Source organism: Grimontia sp. SpTr1 (assembly GCF_947387585.1).
Taxonomy (GTDB): Bacteria; Pseudomonadota; Gammaproteobacteria; order Enterobacterales; family Vibrionaceae; genus Enterovibrio; species Enterovibrio indicus.
On sequence record NZ_CANDOD010000009.1, the window covers coordinates 69,656 to 86,712 of the forward strand.

General features: G+C 51.4%; 15 protein-coding genes. 10 read left to right on the top strand and 5 right to left on the bottom strand.

From position 1 onward, the window contains the following. The first annotated feature begins 227 nt into the window (after positions 1–227). Positions 228–545 carry a met regulon transcriptional regulator MetJ gene (gene metJ, locus QL223_RS13905; RefSeq protein WP_002535253.1) on the top strand — a complete coding sequence of 106 codons (318 nt, stop codon included), beginning with the start codon at positions 228–230 and terminating at the stop codon, positions 543–545. A gap of 75 nt (positions 546–620) precedes the next feature. Here the strand turns inward: metJ and QL223_RS13910 are convergent, their stop codons facing one another. Continuing rightward, positions 621–1,877, bottom strand: coding sequence for a malic enzyme-like NAD(P)-binding protein (locus QL223_RS13910; RefSeq protein ID WP_046307656.1), 1,257 nt, complete (start codon positions 1,875–1,877; stop codon positions 621–623). A gap of 458 nt (positions 1,878–2,335) precedes the next feature. Beyond that, on the bottom strand, positions 2,336–2,548 hold the full coding sequence (gene rpmE, locus QL223_RS13915; RefSeq protein WP_002535255.1) for a 50S ribosomal protein L31: 213 nt from the start codon (positions 2,546–2,548) through the stop codon (positions 2,336–2,338). Between the two features lie 248 nt (positions 2,549–2,796). On the opposite strand from rpmE, the gene priA reads away from it, so the two are divergent. The 7 genes from priA (at position 2,797) to rraA (ending at position 10,705) form a co-directional block, all read left to right on the top strand. Next, entirely contained in the window at positions 2,797–4,992 is a 2,196-nt protein-coding gene (gene priA / locus QL223_RS13920) for a primosomal protein N' (RefSeq protein WP_281545077.1), read from the top strand. A 160-nt stretch (positions 4,993–5,152) separates the two neighbouring features. After that, positions 5,153–6,181, top strand: coding sequence for a DNA-binding transcriptional regulator CytR (gene cytR, locus QL223_RS13925; RefSeq protein ID WP_255350073.1), 1,029 nt, complete (start codon positions 5,153–5,155; stop codon positions 6,179–6,181). 81 nt (positions 6,182–6,262) lie between these two features. Further along, on the top strand, positions 6,263–6,829 hold the full coding sequence (locus QL223_RS13930) for an SPOR domain-containing protein (RefSeq protein ID WP_281545078.1): 567 nt from the start codon (positions 6,263–6,265) through the stop codon (positions 6,827–6,829). 148 nt (positions 6,830–6,977) lie between these two features. Beyond that, complete coding sequence (gene hslV, locus QL223_RS13935) at positions 6,978–7,502, top strand: ATP-dependent protease subunit HslV (protein WP_002535260.1); 525 nt, start codon at positions 6,978–6,980, stop codon at positions 7,500–7,502. A 15-nt stretch (positions 7,503–7,517) separates the two neighbouring features. After that, positions 7,518–8,852: an HslU--HslV peptidase ATPase subunit gene (hslU, locus tag QL223_RS13940; protein WP_281545079.1), complete on the top strand. Its 1,335-nt coding sequence runs from the start codon at positions 7,518–7,520 to the stop codon at positions 8,850–8,852. A 306-nt stretch (positions 8,853–9,158) separates the two neighbouring features. After that, positions 9,159–10,064: a 1,4-dihydroxy-2-naphthoate polyprenyltransferase gene (locus QL223_RS13945; protein ID WP_281545080.1), complete on the top strand. Its 906-nt coding sequence runs from the start codon at positions 9,159–9,161 to the stop codon at positions 10,062–10,064. Positions 10,065–10,219: 155 nt separating this feature from the next. After that, positions 10,220–10,705 carry a ribonuclease E activity regulator RraA gene (gene rraA, locus QL223_RS13950; protein ID WP_002535263.1) on the top strand — a complete coding sequence of 162 codons (486 nt, stop codon included), beginning with the start codon at positions 10,220–10,222 and terminating at the stop codon, positions 10,703–10,705. A 57-nt stretch (positions 10,706–10,762) separates the two neighbouring features. Here rraA and zapB read toward each other — a convergent pair whose 3' ends face one another. Further along, positions 10,763–11,005: a cell division protein ZapB gene (gene zapB / locus QL223_RS13955; protein WP_165016058.1), complete on the bottom strand. Its 243-nt coding sequence runs from the start codon at positions 11,003–11,005 to the stop codon at positions 10,763–10,765. 534 nt (positions 11,006–11,539) lie between these two features. Between zapB and glpK the strand changes: the two genes are divergently transcribed. Both glpK and glpX read left to right on the top strand, forming a co-directional pair. Continuing rightward, the gene (gene glpK, locus QL223_RS13960; protein WP_281545081.1) at positions 11,540–13,045 is read left to right on the top strand and encodes a glycerol kinase GlpK; all 1,506 of its coding nucleotides are present in this window, start codon (positions 11,540–11,542) and stop codon (positions 13,043–13,045) included. A 161-nt stretch (positions 13,046–13,206) separates the two neighbouring features. Further along, positions 13,207–14,214: a class II fructose-bisphosphatase gene (gene glpX / locus QL223_RS13965; protein WP_281545082.1), complete on the top strand. Its 1,008-nt coding sequence runs from the start codon at positions 13,207–13,209 to the stop codon at positions 14,212–14,214. A 63-nt stretch (positions 14,215–14,277) separates the two neighbouring features. On the opposite strand, the gene QL223_RS13970 is transcribed toward glpX, so the two are convergent. Further along, positions 14,278–15,822 carry a DHA2 family efflux MFS transporter permease subunit gene (locus tag QL223_RS13970; protein ID WP_281545083.1) on the bottom strand — a complete coding sequence of 515 codons (1,545 nt, stop codon included), beginning with the start codon at positions 15,820–15,822 and terminating at the stop codon, positions 14,278–14,280. Next, complete coding sequence (locus QL223_RS13975) at positions 15,806–16,834, bottom strand: HlyD family secretion protein (protein WP_281545084.1); 1,029 nt, start codon at positions 16,832–16,834, stop codon at positions 15,806–15,808. Before QL223_RS13975 ends, QL223_RS13970 begins: the two co-directional genes overlap by 17 nt. Between the last annotated feature and the right edge of the window lie 223 nt (positions 16,835–17,057).

Genomic DNA, 17,057 nt, shown 5'->3' on the forward strand with positions numbered 1-17,057 from the left:
GTCAAAAGATAGATCGTATTCGGCGCAATCTTAGATCAAAACGTGACCTGATTGGTATTTCGTCAACCTTACCCTTTTCAAACGTGAGACGTCAACACTTCTAGACGTCTATATGTCTTTACATATAGCAGTTAATATCGCTAGAATTTATGTTTCATCCAACTTGGGCACCTTGTTTCCCGTGTTGGCAGCGATTTTAGACCCTAAACTGCTACAGAAGGTGAACAATGGCAGACTGGAATGGCGAATATATTAACCCTTACGCCGAGCACGGTAAAAAGAAAGAGCAGGTCAAGAAAATCACCGTTTCTATCCCTCTGAAAGTGCTTAAAATCCTGACCGACGAACGTACCCGTCGCCAGGTCAACAATCTACGCCATGCCACCAACAGTGAATTGCTTTGTGAAGCATTTCTGCATGCCTACACCGGACAGCCACTGCCAACGGACGACGATATTCGCAAGGATAAAAGCGATAGTGTGCCAGCTGAAGTTAAGCGCATTATGAAGGAATTGGGCATCGAGTTTAACGAAGAAGAGTATTGATTTCGTTAACTTCTCGAAAAGATTCAAACAAAAAAACCAGCCGATTGGCTGGTTTTTTTTAGTATAAAGCCGCCATTACGCTTCTTTATCTGCCATGTAGTTTTCCGGCATTTCAATACGCGAGACACCTGAATCTACCGCGGCTTGAGCAACAGCTTTCGCCACGCGTGGCAGCAGGCGCGGATCCATTGGTTTTGGAATGATGTATTCCTTACCAAACTCCAGTTTGTCGACACGTGCTGCTTTCAATACGCCTTCCGGTACCGGCTCTTTCGCCAATGCACGAATAGCTTCTACCGCAGCCAGTTTCATTTCATCGTTGATACGGCTGGCACGAACGTCCAGTGCGCCACGGAAAATGAATGGGAAACAAAGCACGTTGTTCACCTGGTTCGGGTAGTCTGAACGGCCAGTACCCATAATCAGGTCATCACGCACTTCGTGTGCCAGCTCCGGCTTGATTTCCGGGTCAGGGTTTGAACACGCAAACACGATTGGCTTGTCCGCCATCAGCTTCAGCGCTTCTGGTGGCAACAGATCCGGGCCGGATACACCAAGGAAAATGTCCGCGCCTTCAATCACGTCTTCCAGCGTACGCTTGTCCGTGTTGTTGGCGAACAGCTGCTTGTATTCATTGATGTCATCGCGACGGGTGTGAATCACGCCTTTGCGGTCCAGCATGTAGATTTTCTCACGCTGCGCGCCGCACTTGATGAGCAGCTCCATACACGCCACTGCAGCAGCACCTGCCCCCAGACAGATGATGACTGACTCTTTGATGTCTTTGCCCTGAAGCTCAAGCGCATTCAGCATACCTGCGGCAGTCACGATCGCGGTACCGTGTTGGTCATCGTGGAATACCGGTACATGACAACGCTCGATGAGCTGCTTTTCAATCTCAAAGCAGTCTGGTGCTTTGATGTCTTCCAGGTTGATACCACCAAAGGTGTCGGAGATGTTCGCGACCGTATCGACGAACTCTTCGATAGTGCGGTGTTTCACTTCGATGTCGATAGAATCGAGACCAGCGAAACGTTTGAACAGCAGTGCCTTACCTTCCATCACCGGCTTGGAAGCCAGCGGGCCAAGGTTGCCCAGGCCGAGGATCGCGGTGCCGTTTGAGATCACTGCAACCATGTTGCCCTTTGCAGTGTATTTATAAACGTTGTCGGCATCTTGTGCGATTTCGCGGACGGGTTCAGCAACACCTGGGCTGTACGCCAGCGCCAGATCTTCTACCGTATCAGCGGGTTTGGAGAGTTCTACGGAGATTTTGCCCGGCACTGGAAATTCATGATAATCCAGCGCCTGTTGGCGTTTGTCTTCAGACATGTATTGTTCCTGACTGTAATTGTTATTGGCTAAATATAATAAGGGGCCCTCTGCCTGCCCCATTATCTTGCTGACTGCCTTCCCGCAAGCTGGGCATTACAATCAACAAGTGGCGGAATTTGCGCATTCCCATGTTTATCCGGGTTGCATCTTCCCGCTCATTGCCTGTATCTCCACACAGGCAACGACTTATTCCTCTATTGAGTTTAGCGGACTCAAATAAAAGACAAGTGTCGTCATTTCTTATGACACTTTCAGGTCATTGGGCGGAAGATAAAGGAATTTAAAATGTTAACGCAGCGCGAAAGCCAGAGCTAGTAAGGATTGAACCAAGTTGGCAAAACTCGCTTGGATAAACTGTAATAGTCTACCTATACTGAAGGGTGTAAAAGGTCTTACAAGCTGTATCAGGCAACAAAAAAAGGGTGCTTACGCACCCTTTTTTATTAAATTCGCAATTACTTGCTGCTAAGAACGCCGAAACGTTTCTTGAAGCGGTCAACACGACCACCAGTGTCAACTACACGCTGAGTACCGGTGTAGAATGGGTGACACTTGTCACATACGTCCAGGTTGATGTCTTTACCCAGAGTCGTTTTGAATTCAAAAGTGTTGCCACATGAACATTTTGCAGTTACTGCAGCGTATTCTGGATGGATACCAGCTTTCATAGGGATTACCTCTTATCTAAGGCCGTGTCGCTCTCCCGAGCCTATCGGGCACCACACGTCGTTAACAAACTGTTTGTAAGGCGCGGATTCTAATCAAGGTGACCTGCGATCGCAACTTTTTTGTTCAATTCATTCCCATGTACTTTCAATGGGCAGTGCCAAAGAATCTTCACCCTGTGCTTTTCGCCCGCCAGCAGCATGGGTACACTGTCGCCAACCTTATTTGAATTCCAAGATCTTATCGCACAATGACCCCGACGATTGCTCAGGTGGCGCTGCCCGTTCCGCTTCATAAAACCTTCGACTATCGCATTGATAATGAAATGCCAGTTGTGGGTGGTCGCGTACGTGTCCCGTTTGGTAAGCAATATAAAGTGGGCATTGTCGTCGCATTGACCGACACCTCTGAATTTCCGCTTGAGCAAATCAAACCCATCAATGCGGTTTTGGATAGCGCCCCGCTTTGGACGCCTTCTTTATATAAGGTATTGAACTGGGCAAGCCGCTACTACCAGTATCCATTAGGTGATGCACTGGCGACTGTGATGCCGGGTGCACTGCGAAAAGGCAAACCTGCAGTCAAAGACTGTGAAAAGTGCTGGCAACTGACAGAAGCCGGGAAAGAGCAGCCTTTGTCAGCCCTCACCCGCGCACCTAAACAGGCACGTGTTTTAACCTTATTACGCCAAGGCGCGATGACGCACAGCGACCTGCTTGAAGAAGACTTAAGCGCCACCATTCTCAAAGCGGTGGAAGAAAAAGGCTGGATTGAAGCGGTGAAAGAGCAGCGAGCAAAGCCTTGGCAACAAAGCTATGAAGTCGTGGAAGACAAGCCAAGGCTCAACAGCGAGCAGGCAATGGCAGTTGCCACTATCAATGCCAATCCGGAATTTGCCTGCTATTTAATAGAGGGCGTCACAGGGTCAGGGAAAACAGAGGTCTACCTGAACCTTTTGGAGCCCGTGCTAAAACGCGGTCAGCAAGCACTCATTCTGGTACCCGAAATTGGCTTAACGCCGCAAACCATCAACCGTTTCAAACGCCGTTTCAATGTACCTGTAGTGGTGATGCACTCCGGGCTCAATGATACCGAGCGCCTCAACGCCTGGCTGGCAGCCCGAGATAATGAAGCAGCCATTATTATCGGTACCCGTTCTGCCCTGTTTTCGCCGTGTAAGTCACTCGGCATTATTGTTGTCGATGAAGAGCATGATGCCTCTTATAAACAGCAGGACTCTTTCCGTTATCACGCCCGCGATCTGGCAGTCATGCGTGGGCATGAAGAGAATGTGCCTGTTGTGCTCGGCTCCGCCACACCTTGCCTTGAAAGCCTGCACAACGCCAAAACCGGTAAATACCACCATCTGACTTTATCCGTGCGCGCGGGAAATGCACTGAAAACCCAAAACGGGGTATTGGATATTCGCGGCCTTTATTTAGAAGCAGGACTTTCAGCGCCTTTGATTGCCGAGATGAGAAAGCACCTTTCTCAAGGCAATCAGGTGATGCTGTTCCTGAACCGCCGTGGTTATGCCCCCGCATTGATGTGCCATGAATGTGGCTGGCTGGCTGAATGTAAACGCTGCGACGCCTATTACACCCTACACCAGAGCAGCAATGAACTTCGCTGTCACCATTGCGGATCGCAACGCCCTATTCCGCACCAATGTGGAAGTTGTGGCTCAACACAATTAATCAGCGTTGGCGTGGGCACTGAGCAGTTGGAAGCCCAGTTGGAAACCCTGTTTCCGGAATACAAAACCATCCGAATCGACCGTGATAACACACGTCGCAAAGGCGCGCTTGAAGCCTACCTCAATGCCATTCACAACAAGGAGTACCAAATCCTCATTGGTACCCAGATGCTGGCGAAAGGCCATCACTTTCCTGATGTCACTTTGGTGGCTCTGGTGGATGTAGACAGCGCCCTGTTCAGTAATGATTTCCGCGCACCGGAACGTCTGGCACAGCTGTTTGTTCAGGTAGCAGGACGTGCAGGGCGCGCTAGCAAACCTGGGTATGTATTACTTCAAACCCATCACCCGGACCATGCTCTGCTACAGTCACTCATCCACAAAGGCTACGACAGCTTTGCCGCTGAAGCGTTAAACGAACGTAAAATGGCGCATCTGCCACCTTACAGCTACTTCGCCTTACTCCGTGCTGAATCCCACCACAGTGGGGAAGTAGAGCAGTTTCTGCATCAGGCGAGAACCGTGCTTGATGCATCACCAATCCCAGAAGATGAATGCGCAGTCATGGGGCCAGCGCCAGCGCCATTGCACCGCCGGGCGGGACGTTTTCGCTGGCAGCTGGTTTTCCAAGCGCCTAACCGCAGGATTTTGCAGCAAAGATTAACCATGGCGCTCCCGGCGATACGCCAGTTGCCGCTGTCTAAAAAAGTCCGCTGGTCACTCGATATCGAACCGCAAGATATGAGCTGAATGCAATTTCATTCACTTAAACCGACCGAGATCACGGTATTCTTGCAATTACTGTTAACATGACCATGTTTAATACATCTCCATAGGATTAAGATAGGGCGTGTGGATAAAAATTGTCCCGTTGCTGAAGGTCCCGGTCATCTGGGAAGCATCGCCAATCATAACGAGAAAGAGGAATTACACTATGGCGACAATGAAGGATGTTGCCCATCTGGCCGGCGTCTCTACGGCGACGGTTTCTCGCGCGCTGATGAACCCGGAAAAAGTCTCGGCGTCTACCCGAAAAAAAGTTGAGCAAGCGGTAATGGAAGCGGGCTACAGCCCCAACTCGCTGGCAAGAAACTTACGTCGCAATGAATCAAAAACCATCGTGGCTATCGTGCCTGACATCTGTGATCCCTACTTTACAGAGATCATCCGCGGTATCGAAGAAGCGGCGATGGAGCACGGCTATCTCGTGCTGCTGGGTGACAGTGGCCAACAGGAAAGCCGTGAAAGCTCGTTCGTTAATCTGGTCTTCACCAAGCAAGCTGACGGCATGCTACTTTTAGGTACTGATCTTCCTTTTGACGTCAGCAAACCGGAGCAGAAAAACCTGCCTCCACTTGTCATGGCCTGTGAATACGCACCTGAACTGGAACTGCCTACCGTTCACATCGATAACCTGACTGCAGCGTTTGAAGCCGTGAACTACCTGACTCAGGTAGGCCACAAGCAGATCGCGCAGATCACCGGCGATCCTGATGCTGCGCTCACCCAGTTCCGCGTGCAGGGCTATCAACAGGCGCTGCGCCGTGGTGGCGTGACCATCAATCCTGCATACACAGTGACCGGTGATTTCACCTTTGCTGCAGGCGCACGTGCAATGACCACCTTGCTTTCGCTGCCAACCCCACCGACCGCGGTATTCTGTCACTCTGATGTGATGGCGATTGGTGCTATGCAGCAAGCAAAACGACTGGGTTTCCGCGTGCCGCATGACATTTCGATTGTCGGCTTCGATGACATCCAGTTCGCAGAATACTGCGACCCGGCCCTGACCACGGTTTCCCAGCCACGCTACGACATTGGCCGTCAGGCGATGTTAATGCTGCTGAAAATCCTCAAAGGCAATGATGTGCAAGCAGGTTCACGCCTTCTTGATGCTCAGCTCGTTATCCGCGAGAGTGTGGCACCACCATCACGCTAATCTGGTCAGACTGGTACTGGCGCGCGAGTTCGCGAGCCAGTACCATATAGCCTTTATTGAGCAGAAAAGACACGAAAATCAGTGGCAACCAGAGATTATGTCAAACGTGGCAAAGCACCACGTAAACCAACCCGAAACACCAAGAAGCAGCCTCCTAAACCTGCTTTCCCTTTCAAATGGGCTTTTCTCGCTCTGATCTTGGTGGCAGGCTTTGGCTATGGTCTCTATTACCTTTCCACCAGTGAACCACCCGCAGAACCTGTTGTTGAAACCAAACCGGTGAAGCCAGCCGTTAAACCTCAGAATAAAGACGAGAAAGTGATCCCGCCAAAACCTGAGGAGAAGTGGAGCTACATTGAAGAGCTGGAAAACAAAGAAGTGAAAGTTGAGGCGAGCGAGCCAGAACTTTCCAGCCGACCTTATTTGATGCAGTGCGGTGCTTACCGCAGTGCCAGTCAGGCTGACGAGCGCAAAGCCATGATTGCGTTCCAGGGCCTCGAAAGCCATATCAAAACCAGTCAGGGTGAAAAAGGCCTCTGGTACCGTGTGGTACTTGGTCCTTATCCGATGAAGCGTGAAGCAGAGCGCGATCGTAACCTGCTTCGCCGCGCAGGTATCGAGCCTTGTGCTATCTGGTATTGGAACTGATTTCCCCAAGCCTGAACTGATTCTGAACACTTGAAGGGTAAAGCCATAATCTCGATGGCTTTACCCTTGAATTTATTTATCCCCGTCCCCACCTCTGCAGTAACAACCCATACTGGTAATAACCAGAGAGAAAAGTAGAGGTTCTTCCGTGACAACTATCGTTTCTGTTCGCCGCAACGGCAAAGTAGTGATCGCCGGTGATGGCCAGGTGTCACTGGGTAATACGGTCATGAAGGGCAATGCCCGTAAAGTTCGCCGTTTGTACAACAACAAGGTACTGGCAGGTTTTGCCGGTGGTACGGCTGACGCATTCACCTTGTTCGAACGCTTCGAGCGCAAACTGGAAATGCATCAGGGTCACCTGACCAAAGCGGCAGTAGAGCTGGCTAAAGACTGGCGTACTGACCGTGCACTGCGTCGCCTTGAAGCTTTGCTGGCAGTCGCAGACGAAACCGCGTCGCTGATCATCACAGGTAACGGTGATGTGGTTCAGCCAGAACACGATCTGATTGCGATTGGTTCAGGCGGCAACTTCGCACAGGCAGCAGCCACTGCACTGCTTGAAAATACTGAGCTGGATGCACGCGAAATCGCTGAAAAGTCGCTGACCATCGCGGGGGACATCTGTGTGTTCACCAACCAGCACCACACCGTTGAAGAACTCGATTATTAAGACAGGATCCAAAGCATGTCTGAAATGACCCCACGTGAAATCGTTTCCGAGCTTGACCGACACATTATCGGTCAGGACAAAGCCAAGCGCGCCGTTGCTATCGCACTGCGTAACCGCTGGCGTCGCATGCAGCTCAATGAAGATCTGCGCGTAGAAGTGACCCCGAAAAACATTCTGATGATTGGCCCAACCGGTGTTGGTAAAACCGAAATTGCCCGCCGTCTGGCCAAACTGGCAAATGCGCCGTTCATCAAAGTCGAAGCCACCAAGTTCACCGAAGTGGGCTATGTGGGTAAAGAAGTTGAAACCATCATCCGCGATCTGACGGATGTGGCCATCAAAATGACCCACCAGCAGGCGATGGAAAAAGTGAAATTCCGCGCGGAAGAGCTGGCAGAAGAGCGCATTCTCGATGTACTTCTTCCACCGCCACGTGACGCTTGGGGCCAGAATGAAGAGCCAAAAGCAGACTCTTCAACCCGCCAAAGCTTCCGTAAGAAAATCCGTGAAGGCCAACTGGACGATAAAGAAATCGAGATCGATCTGGCGGCTCCACAGATGAGCATGGAAATCATGGCACCTCCTGGTATGGAAGAAATGACCAACCAGCTGCAGAGCATGTTCCAAAATCTGGGTGGCGGCACCACAGCGAAAAAGCGCAAGATGAAGTTGAAAGACGCGCTGAAGGCTGCAACCGAAGAGGAAGCAGCGAAGCTGGTCAATCAGGAAGAGCTGAAAGATCAGGCCATCGCGTCAGTGGAAAACAACGGTATCGTATTCATCGACGAAATCGACAAAATTTGTAAACGCGGTGAAAGCTCAGGTCCAGACGTTTCCCGTGAAGGTGTGCAACGTGACCTGCTGCCACTGGTAGAAGGCAGCACCGTCTCTACCAAGCACGGCATGGTGAAAACTGACCACATCCTGTTCATCGCATCGGGTGCATTCCAGGTAGCCTCTCCGTCAGATCTGATCCCGGAGCTTCAGGGTCGTCTGCCAATCCGCGTTGAGCTGGAAGCGCTGACTGCATCTGACTTCAAACGCATCCTGACTGAACCTAATGCTTCCCTGACGGCGCAATATTCAGCACTGATGGGTACCGAAGAAGTGAACCTGACCTTCACCGAAGATGGCATCGAAGAGATCGCCAATGCGGCTTGGCGTGTGAACGAGAAAACCGAGAACATCGGTGCCCGTCGTCTTCACACTGTGATGGAGCGTCTGGTGGATGAAATCTCCTTCGACGCAAGCGAGCGTGGCGGTGAGTCTTTCGAAATCAACTCCGAATACGTGCGCAGTCACCTTGAAGAGCTGGTCGACGACGAAGATCTGAGCCGCTTCATCCTGTAATTGTTCCGGTAAAGTGAATCAAAGGGCAGCATATCGCTGCCCTTTCTCGTATCTGGAGACACCACATCCGGGATTATACCAATCACAGTAGGTAGCTGATCAGAAATAGCGCAGGAAAAATGCTCGAGAACAAGGCGGAAAATTTCGATAAGTAGTTATTCTACAATCAAATTTTTCAACGCAGTTATGGAGCATTTTAACAAGCTAGGATGAGCAGATATTTACTACGATTGGTATTAGCATTGCCCCCTGCTACAAAAACACCAATAATGTGACCTGCTTTAAATCATTCAATGCCAAGGCGATATGTCCGCATCTACTTTCAAAACCTGGCTCGACGCCGCCCGTCCGAAAACCTTGCCACTGGCGATAGCCTGCATTCTGTGTGGCAGTGCTGTAGCAGCGCAGACCTCGCAGTTTTCCATCACCCTCACGGTGTTGGCACTGGTGACCGCGCTGCTTCTGCAGATCCTGTCGAACCTTGCCAACGATTACGGTGATGCCATCAAAGGCACAGATAATGATGACCGTCTTGGTCCTAAACGTGCGATTCAGCAAGGCCTTGTTACGCCAGCCACGATGAAAAAGGCCATGATTCTCAACGTGGTCCTGACTATCGTCGTGGGCGCAGCACTGGTGCTGACGGCATTCGACAAAACCGCTGACATCCTCAGTTTTATCGGCCTTGGCGCGCTCGCGATTGTCGCGGCCATTTGCTACACCGTGGGGAACAAGCCTTATGGTTACAAAGGGTTGGGCGACCTGTCGGTATTGATTTTCTTTGGCTGGCTCGGCGTGGCTGGTACCTATTATTTGCAAGCAGGCACATTAAATTCCGTCGTTCTGCTGCCTGCCACGGCGTGTGGTTTATTGGCCGTCGGCGTACTGAACATCAACAATCTGCGCGACATTGATAATGATCGCGCCTGCGGCAAACACACCTTGGTAGTCCGAATGGGACCAAAATGGGGCCGAGCTTATCATCAGGTCTTGCTCGCCACTGCCTTCGCAAGCTTTGCCCTCTTTTCACTGCTTCAACCTGTGGGTTGGTCAGGTTGGCTGTTCCTGTTAGCACTGCCTTTGGCAGCAAAACACGGCCTTGCCGTTTGGCAATCGCCGGATGGTGAAACCCTTCGTCCAATGATGGGTGATATTGTAAAACTCGCACTGCTAACTAACGTCTTGTTTGCGGCAGGCATCTTAATTAGTTGATACAGTGACAAAGGTGATGACAAGCTGCCTGATGAATTGTGCCGTGAGTCATTGCAAAGCCTTAGCTTGTCGTATACTTTTTTGCTGAGGGTGACGCGAAGCCCAATCTTGGCGCCACAACGATTCAGCCCCAATAGCCTAAGAGAAGTCTGACTATGGAATACAATACCTCTGAACTGTGTGACATGTACCTGGATCAGGTTGATGTTCTTGAACCGATGATGAGTTCATACGGTGGCCGTAGCTCCTTCGGTGGTCAGGTAACTACCATCAAATGCTTTGAAGACAATGGACTGATTCGTGAAGTGGCCGAGCAGGACGGCGAAGGCCGTGTGATGCTCGTTGACGGTGGCGGCTCACTGCGCCGTGCATTGGTTGATGCAGACATTGCTGCCATGGCTGCGGACAACAACTGGGAAGGCATTGTGGTGTATGGTTGTGTACGCGATGTCGATACCATTGACGAACTGGATATCGGTATTCAGGCGCTGGCATCCATTCCGGTGGGAGCTGACAGCCAAAGTATTGGTGAAGTGGATGTGCCCGTGAATTTCGGTGGCGTGACTTTCTTGCCGGAAGACCACCTGTATGCAGATACCACAGGCGTTATCCTTTCTCAGGAAGCGATTGATATCGAGTAATTCGCGGCTTCACGCAGAGAGAAAAACAGAGCCTTAAGGCTCTGTTTTTGTTTTGGCTTATTCGACTTCTTCAATTTTGCCAAGCAGGCTGCGAATGCGTTGTTGCCATGCTTCTTGATCCGCCTTCAGGCGAGCATTTTCCTGCTCCAGCGCTTCACGGCTTTCACGGATCGTGTTTGATTCACTGCTCAGTGTTTCGTTCTTCTCTTTCAGTTCTTCGATTTCCATCTGCAGCAGAGAAATTGTGTCTACTGCCATCTGAACCTTGGCTTCAAGCTGCTCTAAAATTTCCAATGACATCAAGGCCACCTATGTGTTCCAACTTATCAATTCTCTCGCCAAGGCTCGCCATCTCTGGTTTCACGCCTTGTGCGTCCCAAAGAGCTATTCTAACTGCCCATGACATGAGTCGCACCTTCGGATTTCCTATTTCGGTCACAAGCGGACAAAAAATCACCATTTATGCGAATTCCTAACCCATTGATTCTTTATGATTATGCTTTGCCACTCACAAAAATGACTAAAAATGCGATCACAAGCAATTTCTATTCACTCAACCCGTGTTAGGGTAATGGCGATCGTATCTCTCTTGGATTACTCCAAGACTTGCCGAACTCGGCCGGGCTGACACTTTGCTGTCAGCCTTTTTCTTTTCTGGGAATCTCACCGTCTGCTTTCTCATTTCTAAGCATCCAATGCGCGAAAACGCTCACCAAACGAACAAATAATGAGCGAACGCACATTTTGCTTGCCCGCCACTTTCCGAAAACTGTTTCGCCGATAAAGTAATGAACATTAAAACGCTATGCTTTAAGAAAACAGCGAGGAGATTTCATGAGCACCGAACCGAAATATATTGTCGCCCTCGATCAGGGAACCACCAGCTCAAGAGCCGTTATCCTTGACCACGATGCCAATATCGTGACGGTCGCCCAACGCGAATTCACCCAAATCTACCCTGAGTCCGGCTGGGTTGAGCATGACCCGTTGGAAATCTTCGCCACTCAGACCTCAACACTGGTCGAAGCCATGGGCAAAGTGGGAATACGCTCCGATGAAATCGCCGCCATTGGTATTACCAACCAGCGTGAAACCACCATTGTCTGGAATCGCCACACCGGCAAGCCGATTTATAACGCCATTGTCTGGCAGTGCCGCCGCACTGCACCGATTTGTGAGCAGCTTAAATCCGACGGTTATGAAGAGTACATTCGCGACAATACTGGCTTGGTTGTCGACCCGTATTTCTCTGGCACCAAAATTAAATGGATTCTTGACCATGTTGATGGGGCGCACGAGCTCGCGAAAAACGGCGATCTGATGTTTGGCACCGTCGATACCTGGCTGATTTGGAAGATGACTCAAGGACGCGTCCACGTCACTGACTACACCAACGCCAGCCGCACCATGCTGTTTAATATTAACTCGCTCGAGTGGGACGAAACCCTGCTCAAAGCGCTGGATATTCCGCTTTCCATGATGCCGGAAGTAAAGTCCTCTTCTGAAGTCTATGGTCAGGCTAACCTCGGCGGTAAAGGCGGCACCCGCGTCCCGATCGCCGGGATCGCAGGGGATCAGCAAGCAGCACTGTTCGGTCAGATGTGTGTGGAAGCCGGTCAGGCGAAAAATACCTACGGTACTGGCTGTTTCCTTCTGATGAACACCGGCAAGGAGAAAGTCACCTCTCACAATGGTTTGCTGACGACATTAGCCTGTGGCCCGAAAGGCGAAGTGGCGTATGCGCTGGAAGGTGCCGTGTTTATGGGCGGCGCATCCATCCAATGGCTACGTGATGAAATGAAGCTCATTACAGACGCCAGCGACTCTGAATACTTCGCCACCAAGGTCGACACCAGCAATGGCGTTTATGTGGTACCCGCCTTTACCGGTTTGGGTGCACCACATTGGGACCCGTACGCGCGCGGTGCCATCGTTGGTCTTACCCGGGGCGTGAACTCCAACCACATCATCCGCGCCACACTGGAAAGTGTCGCCTACCAGTCTCTCGATGTACTGACTGCGATGGAAGCAGACTCCGGCATCAAACTCGATTTTCTGAAAGTCGACGGCGGCGCGGTGGCAAATAACTTCCTGATGCAGTTCCAGTCCGACGTGCTGAACACCGAAGTGCAGCGCCCGAAAGTCACCGAAGTGACCGCACTGGGTTCGGCCTACCTTGCTGGCCTTGCCGTGGGTTTCTGGGGTTCGATTGATGAGCTGAAAGACAAAGCCCAGATTGACCGCGTGTTTACGCCTTGCGCAGACGACGGCAAACGCGAGCGCCGCCATCGCGGCTGGCAGCGGGCAGTCGAGTGCGCCAAAGGCTGGGAGCAGCCATAACCTTTTGTTGACGCGCCTTTCCATCGGAGGGGCGCGCCTTCGTCTCAAAAACGCAAACGTTTCCTTTTCCCTTATGGTAGAATCCGCGCCGAGATTTTTCGTTGCCGCTCAAAGATGTCGGCAACGCCCCACTTTCATGTATTAAATTCTCTGGAGTTAAGATGAAACGCGATTTAGCGATGGCTTTTTCACGCGTCACAGAAGGCGCAGCACTGGCGGGTTACAAGTGGCTTGGCCGCGGTGACAAAAATGCCGCTGATGGCGCTGCCGTAGAAGTGATGCGCGTTTTGCTGAACAAAACCGACATTGAAGGTGAAATTGTTATCGGTGAAGGCGAAATCGACGAAGCGCCAATGCTCTACATCGGTGAGAAAGTGGGACTGGGTGGCGACGCGGTAGATATCGCGGTTGACCCAATCGAAGGTACCCGTATGACGGCAATGGGTCAGTCCAACGCGCTGGCGGTATTGGCAGCAGGCGAGAAAGGCACCTTCCTGAAAGCCCCAGACATGTACATGGAAAAACTGGTGGTTGGCCCAGAAGCCAAAGGCGTGATCAACATTGAACTGCCGCTTCGCGACAACCTCATCAACATTGCCAAGGCGCTGGGTAAATCACTGGACGAGCTGGTTGTCACGACGCTGGCAAAGCCACGCCACGACGACACCATCCGCGAAATGCAGCAAATGGGCATCAAGGTCTTCGCGATTCCTGACGGCGATGTGGCGGCTTCTATCCTGACCTGTATGCCAGACAGTGAAGTAGATGTGATGTACGGCATCGGCGGCGCACCGGAAGGTGTAGTGTCTGCAGCGGTTATCCGCGCACTGGGCGGTGACATGAATGGCCGCCTTCTTCCTCGCCATGAAGTGAAAGAAGACAACGAAGAAAGCCGCCGCATGGGTGAACTGGAAATCGAGCGCTGCAAAGAGATGGGCATCGAAACCAATGTCCGCCTGAAGATGGAAGACATGGCGAGCAGCGACAACGTGATTTTCTCAGCGACAGGCATCACCAAAGGCGATCTGCTGGAAGGCATCACCCGCAAAGGCAACATCGCGACCACAGAGACCCTGCTGATCCGCGGTAAGTGCCGCACTATCCGCCGTATCAAGTCTATCCACTATCTGGATCGTAAAGACGACGCAGTGAAAGCAAACATCCTGTAATTGCAGCGATAAACCGAAAAAAAAGCACGTCTAGGCGTGCTTTTTTGTTGTCGGCCAGAACACTCAATGGCCACCTGGCAAACCACCTTCCCGTTTATCGCCTTTTTTGAACAGCGCCAATAAAGGCACCAAAAAGAAGTATGACACCATAATAAATCCGAAGGTGTAGACGAACGCAAGCAACGTCGATTGCTGGTGAAGCATATTGGTCACCGTCGCAATAAACCCCGGATCCGTGACCGACTGTCCCTGCGCGGCCGCAAATTGCTGAACCACCGGGTTTTCGGGCGTGATCCCACCACCCAGAGAGTTCCACTCTTTTTGCTGGATACGGCTGAAGTAGGTGTTCACGATAGAGATACCGAAAGAGCCGCCCAAAGTACGGCAAAGATTAAACACCACCGCCCCGCCCACCGCATGATTTGGCGCGAGTGTCGCGTATGCCAGTTGGCTCAGTGGTGCAAATACCAAGCCCATTCCAGCCCCCTGAATGATGCTTGGCAGCAGCACCCAGTAGATATCGATATCGAGCGAATAGCGCATCATCATAAAGCTACCGATACCATTCAGAACCAGTCCAATCACTATCAGCATTCGCGGATCCAAACGGTCGATAATCCGGGAGATAGAGAGCAGCACAATTGCTGATGCAAGCCCCCGCGGCGCCATCACAAAGCCCGTGGTATCCACTGGGTAATTCAACAGTTGCTCAAGCATCATCGGCTGCAGTTGGGTGATACCGAACATGCCCATCGAAAAACCCGTCATCACAATACAAGACAGCAATAGGTTCCTGTCTTTGAGTAGCCACATTGGCGCGATTTCGCCTTTGGTGCGGAACGAGCGTATCAGGAAAAACGCCCAGGCCAGTACAGCAATGACCAAAGAGAACAAGATCGTGTTTGAACTAAACCAGCCATCCTCATTACCGCGCTCAAGCACCATCTGCAAAAGCCCAATACCGATGGCCATGCCAAATACCAAGGGCCAGTCGACAGTAGTTTTACCCCGGCCATCTAGGTGCACAAAGAAATAGAGGAGTGATAGACATAGCGCCCCAATTGGCACGTTAACGTAGAAAATCCATCGCCAGTCCATGTTCTCAGTGATCAGTCCGCCCACCGTGGGGCCAAGAATGGGCCCCAGTAAAACGCCGACAGAAAAGAGCGCCATCGCTTTACCGCGCTCTTCTTTGGGATAAATCTGTACCATGATGGATTGCGATAGAGGGATAACCGCCGCCCCAAACGCACCCTGCATGATGCGGAAAATGATCATTTCAGTCAGGGTGTCCGCCTGCCCACAAAGTGCAGAAGTCGTAATAAATCCCGCGACGGACACCAAAAGCAGCTTACGCACACCGAATTTCAGGCTGAGGTAGCTCGCCAGAGGAATGCATATCGCCTCTGCCATTGAATAAGAGGTCAATACCCAGGTCACCTGCTCAGAGGTCACACCCAGCGCGCCCATCATATGCGGCAACGACACATTGGCGATGGTCATGTCCAGCAACACCATGATGGCGGAGAGCATCACCGCCAAAGTGACCATCAACCTCGCACTGCCAGCCTCCATCGGCTGCGGAGAAACATCACTGTTGGCTGTCATTGGCTTTCGCCTTCGCAAGGGTATCAATGATTACGGTCGCACTCGCCCCAACCCGCAGTGGCGGCTCGCCAGTCTCTCTCGTTATCGTTAGCCTCACTGGAAATCGTTGCGGTACTTTCACCCAGTTCCCGGTGGCATTTTCCGGCGGCAACAGAGAAAAAGAGGTACCACTTGCCGGCGAAATCGCCTGCACCACGCCTTTGAAGGTCACATCAGAGTACATATCCAACACGATCGTGGCCGTCATATCAGGTTGGATATAACCCAGCGCATCTTCTTTGTAATTGGCCTCCACCCAGAAGGAATTATCCTCAATCATCGGCATTAAGGACTGTCCCGGCGCAACCACACTGCCCGGACGCACTTTGACATCCCCCAGCGTTCCGGAAGTCGGCGCAATAATCGTGGTGTAGGAAAGATTTAAAGACGCTTCTGAAAGTGCAGCTGCCGCCTGGCGCACCGCGGGGGCTTCAGTACCGGATGCACCCTGCTCATTAATAAGTTGAGACATCCTTGCCCGTGCGGCGTCGAGGTTGTTTTTCGCGGCGGCCAGTTCTGCTTTTAAATCATCACCGGACTGTTTTGGTAGCACACCACGCTCCACTAACGCCATATTGCGTCGGTACTTCTCTTCGGTGTCATTCAACTGTGCGGAGGCAGACTGGATTTGCGCACTCGCCCCCACAATCGCATCGCTGGTTGCTTTGTTGGCAGCCACTGCGTTTTCGTATGCAGCCTTAGCCTGCTCGACTCTGGCTTGATAAGGCGAAGGATTAATCCGGGCAATCACCTGTCCTTTGTCGACATGGTCAAAATCAACCACATTCACTTCCGTAAGTTGACCGCTTATCTGGGGCGCGATGTAAAGAATGTGGCCATGCACATAGGCATCGTCAGTGCTGGGATACTGCTCTTGATGACGAATATAGAAATAGGCGGCAATCGCCATTATCACGGCAATCCCAGCCAGAATGACAAGATTTTTAACAGGGAAACTTTTTTGCTCCGTCATGCGACCTCCTGCGACCGCCAAAAACTGAGAACAGATAACCTGAATTCTCAAAACATCGGGAGAGTCTAGACAGGGAAATACACCTTCGTACCACGACCTTATGCGATCAGTTGACTTTCAGGTGTGATTTTTAAGGATGTGACAGTGCTTCTCACTTTGACGACACGGACTACGCCGCTGAATTTTTCGTTACTGAAATAGAGCGCCTCGCTCCACTGAATTA

Bases quoted from the DNA above. Each gene is read 5' to 3' on its own strand.
- glpX (WP_281545082.1), top strand. From the start codon at position 13,207: ATGAAACGCGATTTAGCGATGGCTTTTTCACGCGTCACAGAAGGCGCA.
- rraA (WP_002535263.1), top strand. From the start codon at position 10,220: ATGGAATACAATACCTCTGAACTGTGTGACATGTACCTGGATCAGGTT.
- metJ (WP_002535253.1), top strand. From the start codon at position 228: ATGGCAGACTGGAATGGCGAATATATTAACCCTTACGCCGAGCACGGT.
- QL223_RS13945 (WP_281545080.1), top strand. From the start codon at position 9,159: ATGTCCGCATCTACTTTCAAAACCTGGCTCGACGCCGCCCGTCCGAAA.
- QL223_RS13910 (WP_046307656.1), bottom strand. From the start codon at position 1,877: ATGTCTGAAGACAAACGCCAACAGGCGCTGGATTATCATGAATTTCCA.
- rpmE (WP_002535255.1), bottom strand. From the start codon at position 2,548: ATGAAAGCTGGTATCCATCCAGAATACGCTGCAGTAACTGCAAAATGT.
- QL223_RS13975 (WP_281545084.1), bottom strand. From the start codon at position 16,834: ATGACGGAGCAAAAAAGTTTCCCTGTTAAAAATCTTGTCATTCTGGCT.
- zapB (WP_165016058.1), bottom strand. From the start codon at position 11,005: ATGTCATTGGAAATTTTAGAGCAGCTTGAAGCCAAGGTTCAGATGGCA.
- QL223_RS13970 (WP_281545083.1), bottom strand. From the start codon at position 15,822: ATGACAGCCAACAGTGATGTTTCTCCGCAGCCGATGGAGGCTGGCAGT.
- priA (WP_281545077.1), top strand. From the start codon at position 2,797: ATGACCCCGACGATTGCTCAGGTGGCGCTGCCCGTTCCGCTTCATAAA.
- glpK (WP_281545081.1), top strand. From the start codon at position 11,540: ATGAGCACCGAACCGAAATATATTGTCGCCCTCGATCAGGGAACCACC.
- hslU (WP_281545079.1), top strand. From the start codon at position 7,518: ATGTCTGAAATGACCCCACGTGAAATCGTTTCCGAGCTTGACCGACAC.